The organism is Streptomyces sp. NPDC026377 (genome assembly GCF_055567715.1).
Map to the genome: position 1 here is coordinate 1 of NZ_JBVHPV010000038.1, position 13,365 is coordinate 13,365.

Annotated in this window: 13 protein-coding genes and 1 tRNA gene; 10 read left to right on the forward strand and 4 right to left on the reverse strand. The window is 73.6% G+C overall.

The genetic code is table 11. From position 1 onward, the window contains the following. The first annotated feature begins 423 nt into the window (after window positions 1-423). On the forward strand, window positions 424-765 hold the full coding sequence (locus ACZ4MU_RS34915) for a hypothetical protein (protein ID WP_467883601.1): 342 nt from the start codon (window positions 424-426) through the stop codon (window positions 763-765). 123 nt (window positions 766-888) lie between these two features. Here the strand turns inward: ACZ4MU_RS34915 and ACZ4MU_RS34920 are convergent, their stop codons facing one another. Then, complete coding sequence (locus ACZ4MU_RS34920; RefSeq protein ID WP_467883603.1) at window positions 889-2,043, reverse strand: PP2C family protein-serine/threonine phosphatase; 1,155 nt, start codon at window positions 2,041-2,043, stop codon at window positions 889-891. A 408-nt stretch (window positions 2,044-2,451) separates the two neighbouring features. Between ACZ4MU_RS34920 and ACZ4MU_RS34925 the strand changes: the two genes are divergently transcribed. Both ACZ4MU_RS34925 and ACZ4MU_RS34930 read left to right on the forward strand, forming a co-directional pair. Then, window positions 2,452-3,255 (forward strand): ATP-grasp domain-containing protein, encoded by an 804-nt coding sequence (locus tag ACZ4MU_RS34925; RefSeq protein WP_467883605.1) that lies wholly within the window; start codon window positions 2,452-2,454, stop codon window positions 3,253-3,255. An 85-nt stretch (window positions 3,256-3,340) separates the two neighbouring features. Next, the gene (locus tag ACZ4MU_RS34930; RefSeq protein WP_467883607.1) at window positions 3,341-3,841 is read left to right on the forward strand and encodes a GNAT family N-acetyltransferase; all 501 of its coding nucleotides are present in this window, start codon (window positions 3,341-3,343) and stop codon (window positions 3,839-3,841) included. A gap of 59 nt (window positions 3,842-3,900) precedes the next feature. Here ACZ4MU_RS34930 and ACZ4MU_RS34935 read toward each other — a convergent pair whose 3' ends face one another. After that, a complete protein-coding gene (locus ACZ4MU_RS34935; protein WP_467883609.1) occupies window positions 3,901-4,266 on the reverse strand; it encodes a winged helix-turn-helix transcriptional regulator in 366 nt (121 codons plus the stop codon). A gap of 146 nt (window positions 4,267-4,412) precedes the next feature. Here ACZ4MU_RS34935 and ACZ4MU_RS34940 point away from each other — a divergent pair, with 146 nt between their 5' ends. Then, on the forward strand, window positions 4,413-5,387 hold the full coding sequence (locus ACZ4MU_RS34940; RefSeq protein WP_467883611.1) for an NADP-dependent oxidoreductase: 975 nt from the start codon (window positions 4,413-4,415) through the stop codon (window positions 5,385-5,387). A 51-nt stretch (window positions 5,388-5,438) separates the two neighbouring features. On the opposite strand, the gene ACZ4MU_RS34945 is transcribed toward ACZ4MU_RS34940, so the two are convergent. Then, the gene (locus tag ACZ4MU_RS34945) at window positions 5,439-6,221 is read right to left on the reverse strand and encodes a maleate cis-trans isomerase family protein (protein ID WP_467883613.1); all 783 of its coding nucleotides are present in this window, start codon (window positions 6,219-6,221) and stop codon (window positions 5,439-5,441) included. A 343-nt stretch (window positions 6,222-6,564) separates the two neighbouring features. On the opposite strand from ACZ4MU_RS34945, the gene ACZ4MU_RS34950 reads away from it, so the two are divergent. The 4 genes from ACZ4MU_RS34950 to ACZ4MU_RS34965 all read left to right on the forward strand — a co-directional run bounded on the left by ACZ4MU_RS34950 (window position 6,565) and on the right by ACZ4MU_RS34965 (window position 11,978). After that, window positions 6,565-8,529, forward strand: a complete 1,965-nt coding sequence (locus ACZ4MU_RS34950; protein ID WP_467883615.1) for an FAD/NAD(P)-binding protein — start codon at window positions 6,565-6,567, stop codon at window positions 8,527-8,529. Beyond that, a complete protein-coding gene (locus ACZ4MU_RS34955) occupies window positions 8,526-9,932 on the forward strand; it encodes a nitrosuccinate lyase (RefSeq protein WP_467883617.1) in 1,407 nt (468 codons plus the stop codon). Before ACZ4MU_RS34950 ends, ACZ4MU_RS34955 begins: the two co-directional genes overlap by 4 nt. Window positions 9,933-10,065: 133 nt before the next feature. After that, window positions 10,066-10,974, forward strand: coding sequence for a hypothetical protein (locus tag ACZ4MU_RS34960; protein ID WP_467883619.1), 909 nt, complete (start codon window positions 10,066-10,068; stop codon window positions 10,972-10,974). A gap of 248 nt (window positions 10,975-11,222) precedes the next feature. Further along, window positions 11,223-11,978 (forward strand): dienelactone hydrolase family protein, encoded by a 756-nt coding sequence (locus ACZ4MU_RS34965; protein WP_467883621.1) that lies wholly within the window; start codon window positions 11,223-11,225, stop codon window positions 11,976-11,978. Between the two features lie 65 nt (window positions 11,979-12,043). On the opposite strand, the gene ACZ4MU_RS34970 is transcribed toward ACZ4MU_RS34965, so the two are convergent. Continuing rightward, window positions 12,044-12,117, reverse strand: a tRNA-Met gene (locus ACZ4MU_RS34970). 138 nt (window positions 12,118-12,255) lie between these two features. Between ACZ4MU_RS34970 and ACZ4MU_RS34975 the strand changes: the two genes are divergently transcribed. Together ACZ4MU_RS34975 and ACZ4MU_RS34980 are read left to right on the forward strand one after the other, a co-directional pair. After that, complete coding sequence (locus tag ACZ4MU_RS34975; RefSeq protein ID WP_467883623.1) at window positions 12,256-12,858, forward strand: phosphoribosylanthranilate isomerase; 603 nt, start codon at window positions 12,256-12,258, stop codon at window positions 12,856-12,858. A 158-nt stretch (window positions 12,859-13,016) separates the two neighbouring features. After that, window positions 13,017-13,220 (forward strand): antitoxin, encoded by a 204-nt coding sequence (locus ACZ4MU_RS34980; protein WP_467883625.1) that lies wholly within the window; start codon window positions 13,017-13,019, stop codon window positions 13,218-13,220. Window positions 13,221-13,365: the final 145 nt, after the last annotated feature.

Consider the following 13,365-nt stretch of genomic DNA (forward strand, 5'->3'; position numbering starts at 1 on the left):
CCGCCGTAGGTGCCGTTCTGCCCGAGAGCGTTGACGGAGGCGAACCCGTCGGGGGGGGGGGGGGGCCCCCCCCGGGGGGGCGCCCCCCCCCGCCGGGGCCCGGGCCCCCCCCCCCCCCCCCCCCCCCCCCCCCCCCCCCCCCCCCCCCCCCCCCCCCCCCCCCCCCCCCCCCCCCCCCCCCCCCCCCCCCCCCCGCGCGCGTTTTCCGGGGTGGGATTCCCGGCGGAGTGGCACCGGTCCCGATCGGAGACGCGGCGCATGCCACGACGTATGCACGCAACTGTGCTCGGAAGACCGGCCGTTGGCGGGAAGTGAGAAGCATGGAGCGCAGTTCGTCATCATCTTTTAGTAGGAGGCGAATCCACCACGATCGCACTAGCCTCACTCATGCAAGTCGCACTTTTACACGGGGAGTGAGAACGCATGAACGACATGGCGAAGAGGCTGGGCGGCATGGCTTCGGCGGTGGGGCTGCTGGCGGCGGGCGTGATGCTGGGCACCGCTTCCTCGGCGAACGCGGCCGTCGGGCCGACGGGGTGCAGCGCGTATGTGTCGCACACCAATGACCACGTGGCCGTCGGCTGGTGTTCGCACGGCAACGGAACCTGGTATGTGCAGGCCAAGTGCGCCGGTCCCGGCCGGGTGAACGGCCCGTACAAGGGTGACCAGGGCTACCGCAAGCTCGGTAGGGAGAAGGCGTCCACGCTCAACTGCGGGACGTCCGGCTACCCGCTGGAGATGAAGGTCGTCAACGTCAATCCGTAGGGCGGGAGACTGGCGTAGGGGAGCCCCGCGTGTGCCGCTGCGTCGCGGCACACGCGGGGCTCCGCCGCATGGGCAGACGTCCTGGCCCGGCCAGTCGCACCACCCTGACGGGCCGGCGCCGACTCACCCCAGTCGCTCGATCGCCACCATCGCGGCGTCGTCTCCCAGGCGGCGTCCGGACGCATGGGCGAGCAGGTCGTCGCAGAGATGGCGAAGGAGGGCGCGGGGGGTGTGAGGGCCGGTGGCCGCCCACGTGGCCATGCGCTCGGCCAGCGGGTAGAACGCCCCGGCGTCGTCACGGGCCTCGATGACGCCGTCCGTGTAGAGCAGCAGGAGGTCGCCCTTCTCGAATGCGAAGGTCTCCGCCGGGAAGGCACACCCCCCGGGCCCCTCGGACCCGGCCAGTTCGCAGAGGCCGAGCGGCGGTGCCGGACGGGTGACGTCGAGGGAGAGGACCCGGCTGCCGCGCAGGATCAGAGGTGGCGGGTGTCCGCAGTTGACGAGGCTCAGCGTCCGGCGGTCGTCGGGTACGTCGAGGACGGCAGCGGTGATGAACGCCTCGCCCCGGTCGTAGCCCTCCTCCTCGCCGCCGTTCTCGGCACCGACGCCGTCCGGTTCATGGCCGACGGCGCCCTCCAGATAGGCCACCAGGCCGGACAGCTCGTCCTCCTGGTGGGCCGAGGCCCGGAAGGCGCCCAGGACAACCGCCGCGTCCCCCACGGCCTCCAGGCCCTTGCCGCGTACGTCGCCGATGAGCAGCCGGGTGCCGCGCGCGGTGCGGGCGGCGGCGTAGAGGTCGCCGCCGATCTGCGCCTCGGCCTCCGCCGCCAGGTACACCGACGCCATCCGCAACGGGCCGATCCGCTCCCGCAGGGGCCGCAGCACCACCTGCTGCGCGGCCTCGGCCACCAGACGCAGTTGGACGAGCTCCCTCTCGTGCACCTCACGCAGATGAGCGAAGAGCGTCACGAACACCGAGATCAGGACGAGGGAGATGATCTGGAAGGAGTGGTTGAGGTCGGTGACGCTGCCGCGCAGCATCGCCACCCCCACCTGGGCGAGGACGGCGACGAGGCCGACGAGGCCCGTCGTCCTCGGCCCGGCGAAGGACGCCGTGAGGGCGGGCGGGGCCGCCAGGAACGGCCCGAGGTGGACGTCGGGCGGCACCTCGACGTCCACGACCGAGATGATCGCGATGAGCGCGAACGGCGTGGCGAGCAGTGCGCGACGCAGCCCGTGGGACGGGTGGCGGCGTGCGCCCAGTGCCCGGAGATCCATCCCTCCTGCATACACCGCAGCGCGGCCGGAATGCCCCAGGCCCGGCCGACACCGCACCGTTCCCTCACACCGTAGGCCGCCTGGTGAGGGTCCCTTGCCGACGTTTCCGGGCTTCTTCTCCAGGCGCCTCACGGCTTCACCCGGCTTCTCGAAGCGTCTGCGAGGCGACGCCTGCGAGGCGGACGGGCGGGTTGGAGGTGGGTGGCGGAGGCGGGTGGTGCTGCGGCGCCCCGAGAGTGGAGACCCGTACGGGTTGCCCGGCCGCGCCTCTTCACCACCCCGGGCTTGGCGTGGATCTCGGTCGCTCCCGCCTCTCGCCCCCCGGCCTCCGGCCCCCGAAGTGGCGCACCACGCTTGACAGTTGGCGGTGCTACGGAAAAGATCACGGAAGGGTGGGGAGGGGTGGCTGTGACGGAGCATGTGCTGGTGTTCGGCGCGGGGCACGGTATACCGGCCCGTATGCGCGCGTTCGGCGAGACGGCCGGACAGAGGGTCACCACCTCCGTCCTGTGCTGGCCCGGACACCTCGCGGCGATGGACGACACCGACGACCACGGCCGGATCGTCGTGGTGGGCCCGGATGCCTCCGACGAGGAGTGGATCGCGCTGGCCCGGGCCGTCGACGCCGTCGAGCCGGTGACCCGGATCGGCTGCTTCTTCGACGACTGCCGGCCGCAGGCGGCGCTGGTCGCCCAGGTGCTGGGGCTCGACTGGTACACCCCCGACGTCGTCGAACTCGTCGCGGACAGACGGGCGATGCGGCGGCGGCTCGCCCGGGCCGGTGTGCAGCCCGAAGCGGAGACGGACCCCGGGGGAGTCGCGTACGGCGTGGAGGCGTTCTCGGAGCGGGGCGAGCACGTGGTCGTCGCCACCACCCGCACGTCCTCCGGTCCCGTCGGCCCGGCCACGCGGGGGCAGGTGGTGCCCCCACCGCTGGAGCCCGCGCAGGAGGAGGCGGTCCACAGGCGCGTCGGTGCCGCGCTGGACGCGCTGGGCGTGGAGTTCGGGCCCACCCACACCGAGGTCGTCCTCACCGGGCGCGGACCGCAGGTCACCGCGGTGCGTCTGCGTACCGGCGGCGGCGAACTCGTGGACGCGGTCGCCGGTGCGACGGGCGTGGACCTGATCGAGTGCCAGCTCCGGCAGATCCTCGGCGAGAAGGTGCTGCCCGGCATCCGCGCGTCCGTCGCCCGGCCCGATGAACTCCCGTAACAGACAACGGCGTTCATGAGGATCCGAGCGGCCGCCCGGGGCGATCCGATTGCGACGCGTCATACCGGGTGATATCCCACCGGGTATGGAATGTCTCGTCACCCCACGGCTCGTCCTGCACCCCATGAGCGTCGAGGAAGCGCTGGCGCTGACCGAGGACGAGCCGGGTGGGAACGCGTACTGGGCGCCCGGATACCCCACCGAGGCCGACACCGCCGGAGCCCTGCGCTATCTGGAGACCTGCGAGGGCCAGGGGGATCCGCAGCCGTTCGGCGCGTACGAGATCCTCCGTCGCGAGGACGGCCACGCCATCGGCGGTCTGGGCTTCCACGGAGCACCCGACCTCGACGGGACCGTCACCATCGGCTACGGCCTGGTGCCTTCGGTGCGGGGCAGGGGTTACGCCACCGAAGCCCTGCGCGCCCTGCTGCTGTTCGCCCGTGCCCAGGGCGTCACCCGCGTGAAGGGTGACACGGCCCATTCCAACATCGCCTCCCAGCGGGTGATGACCGCGGCGGGGATGAGCCTCGTCGCGCAGGACGCGTGGCTGAGGTACTACGCGGTGGAGTGGCCGCAGGACCTGTGACCTTCCCCCTCGGTGGGCAGTGCCGGGCGCCGCCCGCCTTCGGGAGTCCCCGGTCGGCCCTACTGCCCCGCGTACAGCAGATCCACGTTCCGTTCCGCCCAGTCACGCATGTGCGCCAGCGGCTCGGCCGCGCTGCGGCCCAGCTCGGTCAGGGCGTACTCGACGTGCGGGGGCACGGCCGGATACACCGTGCGCGACACCAGCCCCGCCTCTTCCAGGCGGCGCAGCGTCTGGGTGAGTACCTTGGGGCTGACCCCCTGGAGCACGCGCTGGAGTGCGCCGAACCGTACCGGACCGTCCTCCATGGCGCCGATCGCCAGCGCGCTCCACTTGTTGGCCAGCAGCTCCAGCACGTTCCGGCAGGGGCACAGCGCCGCGTAGACATCGTGTTTGTCGTGGCTGCCGGTGCCGCAGTTCGTGCTCATGGGGGGTTCCTCCGCGCGGGGACGCGATCGAGTCGACGCTATCCAAAAGATAGTAGGTGCCCTTGCAGGTTACTACTACCCCTCCCATAGCTTTGCCGCATCGTTCACCGCGCGGGCGCCGGTCGCCCGCATTCGAGGAGTCAGCCATGTCCCACCCCACCCCCACGATGCGCACCGTCACCCAGTCCGCCTTCGGCGGCCCCGAGGTCCTGGAGGTCGCCGAGGCGCCCCGGCCCGTGCCGCTGCCGACCGAGGTCCTGGTGCGGGTCGTCTCCGCCGGAGTCAACCCGGTCGACGTGAAGACGCGCGAGGGCGGCGGCATGGCGGGCGTCCTCGGGGAGCCGCCGTTCGTCCTCGGCTGGGACGTCTCCGGCGTGGTCGAGGAGATCGGCTTCGGCGTGCACACCCTGGAGGTGGGCGAGGAGGTGTACGGCATGCCGTGGTTCCCGCGCGCCGCCGGCGGCTACGGCGAGTACGTCACCGCCCCCGCCCGCCAGTTCGCCCGCAAGCCCGCCTCCCTGGACCACGACGAGGCCGCGGCCGTCCCGCTCGCCGCGCTCACCGCCTGGCAGATCCTGGTGGACACCGCCGACGTACGCCCGGGTCAGCGCGTGCTCGTCCACGCCGCGGCGGGTGGCGTGGGTCACTTCGCCGTCCAGATCGCCAAGCACCTCGGCGCCCATGTGACCGCCACCGCCAGCGCGGGCAAGCACCCGTGGCTGCGGGAGCTCGGCGCCGACGAGGTCGTCGACTACACCGCCGTCCCCTTCGAGCAGGCGGTCTCCGGCGCCGACGTGGTCGTCGACCTCGTCGGTGACGAGATCGACAGCACCAGCACGCGCTCCCTCGGCGTGCTGCGTCCGGGCGGCCTGCTGGTCGCCGTCCCCTCCGGGGTGTCCGGCGAGCTCGCCGAGAAGGCCGCCGCTGCCGGTGTGCGCGCCAGGCCGTTCCTGGTGGAGCCGGACGGCACGGCCCTGACCACCCTGGCCGGGCTGATCGACTCCGGTGCGATCAAGGTCGAGGTGGCCTCGGTGCTGCCGCTGGCGGAGGTGGCTCGGGCCCACCGCGATCAGGCCTCGGGCCGCACCCGGGGCAAGATCGTCCTGCGGGTGGCCGAGTGATGCCGCCACGGTGAAGGGAGCGGCCCTGGTGGCGGTGCTGGAGGCCGCCTCCTACAAGGCGGGCGTGTCCAGCGCGAACAGTCTTCCGTAGCCCGTGATCGCCTCGGTGTGGCTGTCGGCCGCACGCAGCACCGCCCACAGCAGTACCTGATTGGCCGTCAACACCGGTCGCCCCAGGGTGGATTCGAGACGCTCCACCATTCCGACCGCGCGGAAGCCGTTGCCGCCCACCACGACGGCCTCCGTCTCCTCGGGCGCGTGGGCGGCCACCCAGTCGTGCAGCTGGCCCGGACGGATGAGGGACTGCCCACTGGGGAGGGCGCAGGGGGCGGAGAAGCGTACGTCGAATCCGGCGGCCTCGTAGTAGGCGCGGCCCAGACCATTGAGCTCGCGGTCGAACCACGGCGGATCCACCACGCAGATCCGGGCGGCGCCCAGCAGACGCAGGGCCTCCACCGTCGAGGCGCAGGTGGCGACCACGGGCAGCCCGTCGGTGCGGGCCGCAAGCCGGTCGAGCATCGCCGCCTCACCGTCCGCGCCGATGACGTACGCGGAGCTGGTGAAGGCGTAGCCGATGGCGGCCAGGGGCGCGGCGGCCAGCTGGGCGGCGGCCTCGTCCACCTGCGGCGGTTCGGCGAAGGCCCGTACCGGCGCGAGCGGGATCGTGGCGCCCATCGCGCCCCCGGAACGCATGGCGCCGAACGGCACCCGGGCGGCGTGCACGCCCACGTCGGGCGGCGCCATCGCGCGCAACTCCGACTCGGGGCCCACATCGCCGTGCGGGGTGAGCACCCCGACGCGCACCCGTACGTCCCAGCCATCAGGTCGCCACATCGCTCCCGCACCTCCACACGGACGGCTCCGCTGTGCGGACCGCCTGCGTCCGCTTGTCCATCGTGCGGGCCGATGCCCGCCCGCGCGATATGCCGCCGCCATCCGGGTGCGCCCGGCGCACCCGCGCCGACCTGCGCTTCTCCGTGATCTCCCGAGTTGGGTACCGCCCCGTCAACGCCTCTGTGCGGTGCCGCAGTTGACCGGTCATCTTGGATCTCGCGACCTCACCGTGGCTATCGTCCCGCTGTGAGGAACGACAAGCAGCGCCGAACCGCCCGGTTCCGCGCAAGTCGCTCCTCGCCACCCCCGAAGGCACCGGGCAGGACGACAGGAGAGTGTGGGTATGAGGAGTGAGGTTCCCAGGACGGTGTGCCTGGTCGGCGCCGGTCCGCGCGGTCTGTCGGTGCTGGAGCGGCTGTGCGCCAACGAGCGTGCGCGCCCGGCGCACTCCGCGGTGACCGTCCATGTGGTGGAGCCGTGCGAGCCCGGCGCCGGCGCCGTGTGGCGCACCGACCAGTCCCGGTTGCTGCTGATGAACACCGTCGCCTCGCAGATCACCGTCCACACCGACGCCGGCTCGCGCATCGAGGGGCCCGTCGAGCCCGGTCCCACCCTGGAGGAGTGGGCGCGGGAGATCACCGCGTCCGGCGACCGCGCCGGTCACGACGAGCAGACCCTCGCCGAGGCCCGCGACCTGGGGCCGAACACCTACCCGAGCCGGGCCTTCTACGGCAGCTACCTCTCCGCGATGTTCCAGCGGGTGGTCCGGCGCGCCCCCGCACACGTCACGGTCCACCTCCACCGCTCGCGTGCCGTCGCCCTCGCGGACAGCCACGGCGAGGCCGACTGCGAGCAGGCCGTCGGCCTCTCCGACGGATCCTGGCTCAGCGGTCTGGACGCCGTGGTCCTCGCCCAGGGCCACGTCCCGGTACGTCCCACCGCCCGCGAGGAGCGGACGGCCAGCCTCGCCCGGGTCCACGCGCTGCGCTACCTCCAGCCCGCCAACCCCGCCGACCTCGACCTCGGCGTCGTCGCGGCGGGCGAGCCGGTTCTGCTGCGCGGGCTCGGACTCACCTTCTTCGACCACATGACCCTGCTCACCCAGGGGCGCGGCGGCTCCTTCGCACGGGTCGCGGGGCGGCTGGTGTACCGCCCCTCGGGGCAGGAGCCCATGATGTACGCCACGTCGCGCCGGGGTGTGCCGTACCACGCCCGCGGCGAGAACGAGAAGGGCGCCTCCGAACGCCATCTCCCGCGGCTGCTCACCCCCGAGCACGTCGAGAAGCTGCGCGAGCGGGCCGCGCGCGGCCAACGCATCGGGCTGCGCGAGGAGTTGTGGCCCCTGATCACCCGTGAGGTGGAGAGCGTCTACTACGGCACCTGGCTCACCGCTCACGGCCGCGACGCCGAGCGCCCGGCCCTGGTCGACCGGTTCCTGGCGTGTGAGAGCGCCGAGGGCCGCGGCGCCCTGCTCGACGCGGCCGGCGTACCCCAAGCGGAGCGCTGGAGCTGGGAGCGGCTCTCGCACCCGTACGGGGAGCGGGAGTTCGCCGACCGGGACACGTTCCGCGACTGGCTGCTGCGCTACCTGCGCGACGATGTGCGCGAGGCCCGGCGGGGCAACCTCAGCGGGCCCCTCAAAGCCGCCCTCGACGTCCTGCGCGACCTGCGCAACGAGGTCAGGCTCGCCGTCGACCACAGCGGACTGCACGGCGACTCGCACCGCGACGAACTCGACGGCTGGTACACACCGCTCAACGCCTTCCTCTCCATCGGCCCGCCCACCTCGCGCATCGAGGAGATGATCGCGCTCATCGAGGCGGGCGTCCTCGAACTGACCGGCCCGGGGACCGAGATACGCATCGACACCGTCGACCCCGCCTTCGTCGCCCACTCCCGGACCGTCCCGGGGCCGCCCGTGCGGGCCCGGGTGCTGATCGAGGCGCGGCTGCCGGAGGCGGATCTGCGGCGCGCCGCCGACCCGCTCCTCCAGCACCTGGTCGCCACCGGGCAGGCCGTCAACCACCGCGTGCCCACCGCCGGGGGCGACTGGTACGAGACCGGGGGCCTCGCCGTGGCCGAGCGCCCCTACCGCGTCCGTGACGCCCGGGGCCGGGCACACCCGCGCCGGTTCGCCTACGGGGTGCCCACGGAGGCCGTGCACTGGGTGACCGCGGCCGGGATCCGGCCCGGGGTGGACTCGGTGACCCTGGCCGACTCCGACGCCATCGCCCGCGCGGTGCTCACCCTCGCACCCCGTCCCACCGCGTCGGCCGCCGCCGACCGTCTCCAAGGAGCTCTCGTATGACCCGCCGCCCCGACAGCCCGCCGGACTCCGGTCTGCTCTCGCCGGTCCGTGCCGGAACCCCGGTCGAGGAGGCCGTCGGCGACCTGGCGTGGCTCCAGGCGATGCTCGACGCCGAGGCCGCGCTGGCCCGAGCCCAGGCCGGGCTCGGCACGCTGCCCAAGGAGGCCGCCGAGATCATCGGCGCCCAGGCGCGCGCCGAGCACCTCGACCTCAGGGAGCTGGCGCTGGCCGCGCGCGAGACCGCCAACCCGGTCGTGGGCCTGGTGCGGGCGCTGAGCCGGCGCGTCGCCGCCGTGGACCCGGCCGCCGCGCACTACGTCCACCGCGGCTCCACCAGCCAGGACATCTTCGACACCGGCGCGATGCTGGTGGCCCGGCGGGCACTGCTGCTGATGCGCGCCGACCTCGCCAGGTCCGCCGACGCGCTGGCCGCTCTCGCCCGGCGCCACCGCGACACCACCATGGCGGGCCGCACCCTGGCCCTGCACGCCGTCCCCACCACCTTCGGGCTGAAGGCCGCGGGCTGGCGGCAGCTGATCCTCGACGCCGGTCTGCGCCTGGAGCGCGTCCTGGACGGCGGGCTGCCCGTCTCCCTGGGCGGGGCGGCGGGAACGCTCGCCGGATACCTGGAGTACGCGCGGCTGGACGGTACGGGCCCGCTGGAGCCGGGGGAGTACACGGCACGGCTCACCGAGGCCTTCGCACGGGAGACGGGACTCGCCGCGGGCGGCCTGCCCTGGCACACCCTGCGCACCCCCGTCGCGGACCTCGCCGCCGCCCTGGCCTTCACGGCCGTCGCCCTCGGAAAGATCGCCGTGGACGTGCAGTCGCTGACCCGGACCGAGGTCGGGGAGGTCGCCGAGCCGGCGGTCACCGGACGCGGCGGCTCCTCCGCCATGCCGCACAAGCGCAACCCCGTCCTGGCGACCCTGCTGCGCAGCGCGGCGCTCCAGGTGCCGGTGCTGGCCGCGGGCGTCACCCAGTGCGTACTCGGCGAGGACGAGCGCTCCGCCGGGGCCTGGCACGCCGAGTGGCAGTTGCTGCGCGAGTGCCTGCGGCTGACCGGCGGCGCCACCCACACCCTGGTCGAACTGGCCGAGGGCATCGAGGTGCGGCCGGAGCGGATGGCCCAGAACCTGGCGCTGACCGGCGGCCTGATCGTCTCCGAGCGGATCGCGGCCGTCCTGGCGCCGCGGCTGGGCAGGGCCGAGGCCAGACAGGCACTGACCCGGGCCTCGCACACGGCCCAGAGGACCGGCCGGCCGCTGGCGGACGTGCTCGCCGAGTCCGAGGAACTGCGCGGCCACCTCACCCCCGGGGAGCTGGCCGAGCTGTGCGACCCGGCGCGGTACACCGGCGCCGCCGTGGCCCTCGTCGACCGGGCGGTGGACACCCCGGGCTGAGCGCGGGCCGGGTGGTGGACACCCCGGGCCGGTCGCGGGATACCCCGATCGGCTCCGTCGTCTGCGTGGCTGACGGTCACTCAGCGCCGGAGGTGCTGCCCTGTGACGGGGGGCACACGACGACAGGAGACTCATGCGTACCGCACTGCTGCGCAGCGGAACCAGGGCGGCGGCAGCCGCCGCCCTGGCCCTCGCCACCGCCCTCGGTGGCGCCGCCACCGCCGACGCCACCGCCCGTGGCGAGGAGCACGGCGGCCACCACGGCAGCCGGGTGGAGGTGGCGATCGGGCCCTCGGGCATCCACGCCCCGGACACGGCGCAGGCCGGCCTGGTGGCCTTCCACGTACGGACCGACGACCCCAAGGGCCACTTCCTCCAGGCCTTCCGGCCGCACCGCGGTGTCTCCGTACGCAAGGTCCTCGCCGATCTGGGCAAGGCCGTCAGCCGCAAGCCCGCCGCCGCCGCGCGGGGCATCTCCGCGGTGCGCGACGAGGCGGAGCTGTTCGGCGGCGCGCAGGTCACTCCCTCCGTGTCGGAGACCTTCACCACCCCGGTCGGCGCCGGCCCCGTCGTCCTCCTGGACTTCACCGCCTTCCTCGCCGACCCGGCCCACCCCGTCACCCGGGTGCTGCACCTGCGCGACGGCTCCTCCGGCGACCTGGCGGACTTCCCCGACAGCATCGTGATCACCCGCGAGACCGCGAAGGGACCCCGCTTCGACGTCAACGGCCTGCGCAAGGCCAGGGAGAGCGTCCTGGTCCACAACGCCTCGGACGAGATCCACGAGATGGGCCTCCAGCCCGTCAAGCCGGGCACCACCGACGCCCAGCTCCAGAAGTTCTTCGCCTCCAACTCCTCGGGCCGGCCGCCGTTCACCGGACCCTCGCTCGGCCTCGGCGCCATCTCGCCGGGACGCACCGCGCTCCTGGAGACCCACCACCTGCCGCCGGGCACCTATGCGCTGCTCTGCTTCGTGCCGGACGACAAGACCGGGATCCCGCACGTCGCCGAGGGCATGCACAAGGTCGTCGTCCTGACCTGACGCCCTCGGGCGTCCGACCGGCTCCGCGTCGGCGCGGACGCACCGGGACGGTGTGCGGCGGCTCCACCGCCGCCACCGCCCCGGCGGGGTCAATTCCGGCCCGAGGAACGGGAATCGGCCGGAAAACGCCGCCCACCGGATCCGCTCAACCGGTGCGGAACGGCAAGAAAAGGATCTTCGCGTCCCGGTGGTTGTGACACGCTGGCGAGGTGTCCCGCGTGCAACACCGAACGAGAAGAGAGACGTTCATGACCACAGTGCTCGGATCCTCCGTGGACATCCCCACGCAGGACGGCACCGCCGACGCCTACCTCGTCCACCCCGACGACGACGCCCCGCACCCCGGGGTCCTGCTCTACATGGACGCCTTCGGGCTCCGCCCCCACCTCAAGGGGATGGCCGACCGCATCGCGGCGGCCGGATACACCGTCCTGGTCCCCAACGTGTTCTACCGTGCGGGCCGCGCGCCCGTCGTCGAGCTGCCCGACTTCATCGACCCGCAGCAGCGGCCGGACCTCTTCGAGGCCCTGGGCCCGCAGATATTCGCCCTCACCTCCGAGGTGGTCGTACGGGACGCGGAGGCGTATCTGCGCTGGCTCGCGCAGTCCCCGCTGACCACCGACGGGCCGGTGGGCGTCACCGGCTACTGCATGGGCGCGGGCCTCGCCCTGCGCACCGCCGGATCGTTCCCCGAGCGGGTCGCGGCGGCCGCCGGCTTCCACGGCGGCCGGATGGCGACCGACGCCCCCGACAGCCCGCACCTGCTCGCCGAGCGGATCACCGCGGAGCTGTACTTCGGCCACGCCGACCAGGACCCGGGCATGCCCGCCGAACAGATCGACCGCCTGAACAAGGCGCTCTCGGCGGCCGGGGTACGTCACCGGGCCGAGGTTTACACGGGCGCCCAGCACGGCTTCACCCAGGCCGACACCGCGGCCTACGACGCCGACGCCGACGCCCGCCACTGGGAGGCCCTGCTCGCACTGCTCGACCGCGCGCTCTGAGGCGTACGGAGGGACGGACAGACGAAGAGGCCCGTATCCCAGGGGATACGGGCCTCTTCGGGCAGTAGCGGGGACAGGATTTGAACCTGCGACCTCTGGGTTATGAGCCCAGCGAGCTACCGAGCTGCTCCACCCCGCGTCGGTGAACACAACTGTACGGCACTTCGCGCGCCCCCATGACCACCCCTTCCCGCCCTCCGCGCGGTCCCGCACGGCGGCGGATCGACAGGTGTGCGGACCGGCCGTCCGGGGCCGGGCGGTTTGGTTGACTGGGGCCATGAGCGATCTCTTCGTCAAGATCTGCGGTCTGCGGACCGAGCGCGATGTGGACGCGGCCGTGGAGGCCGGGGCCGACGCGGTGGGGTTCGTCTTCGCGGACAGCCCGCGCACGGTGGACGCCGGAACCGCCCGGCGCCTGGGCGAACGGGTGCCGCGGCACGTGCTGACGGTGGGTGTCTTCCGGGGACAGCCGGTGGAGGAGGTCCGGCGGCTGACCGAGGAGAGCGGCATCCGTGCCGTCCAGTTCCACGGTGACGAGGGCCCCGAGCACTACCGGGCCCTGCGCGCACCGGGCCGCACCCTGATCCGGGCCACCTCCGCCGGGGAGAGGCCGGTCGGCACCGGAGAGCTGGAGGAGGACGTGCTGCTGCTCGACGCCCCCGACCCCGGCTCGGGCAGACCCTGGAACTGGGCCTCGCCCCGGTTCACCGCCCCCACGGGCCGCTGGCTGCTCGCGGGGGGTCTGCACCCGGGGAACGTCCGGCAGGCGGTCGAGGCCACCGGGGCGTGGGGGGTGGACGTCTCCAGCGGGGTGGAGAGCGAGCGAGGGGTGAAGTCGGAGCGGCTGATCCGTGCCTTCGTGGCGGCGGCGCGACGGTAGGGCGTACGGGCTGCCGAGGAAACGGGAGCCCCGGGTGTCGGCACCTGTCGTGGCCCTGCCCGGCCGGTGACCTCCTGTGTTCCGCCGCCCGGATGCGGAGTGGCGGGGGAAGGTGTGATCCTGGAGTCCGGGGGCTGTCTGCTCTAGGAGGACACGACATGTCCGTCATGGACAAGCTCAAGCAAATGCTCAAGGGGCACGAGGACCAGGCGGGTCAGGGTGTCGACCGCGCCGGTGACTTCGTCGACGACAGGACGCAGAGCAAGTACAGCAGCCAGGTGGACACGGCCCAGGACAAGCTGAAGCAACAGCTGGGTTCGGACCGGCAGGACGGTGGACAGGACAACCCGCCCGTGGCGTGAGGTACCTGAGCACCTGGGCGTGGGGGGGGGGGGCCCCCCCCGCCCCGCCCCCCCCCCCCCCCCCGGGGGGCCCCCCCCCGCCCCCCCCCCCCCCCCCGCCCCCCCCCCCCCCCCCCCCCCCCCCCCCCCCCCCCCCCCCCCCCCC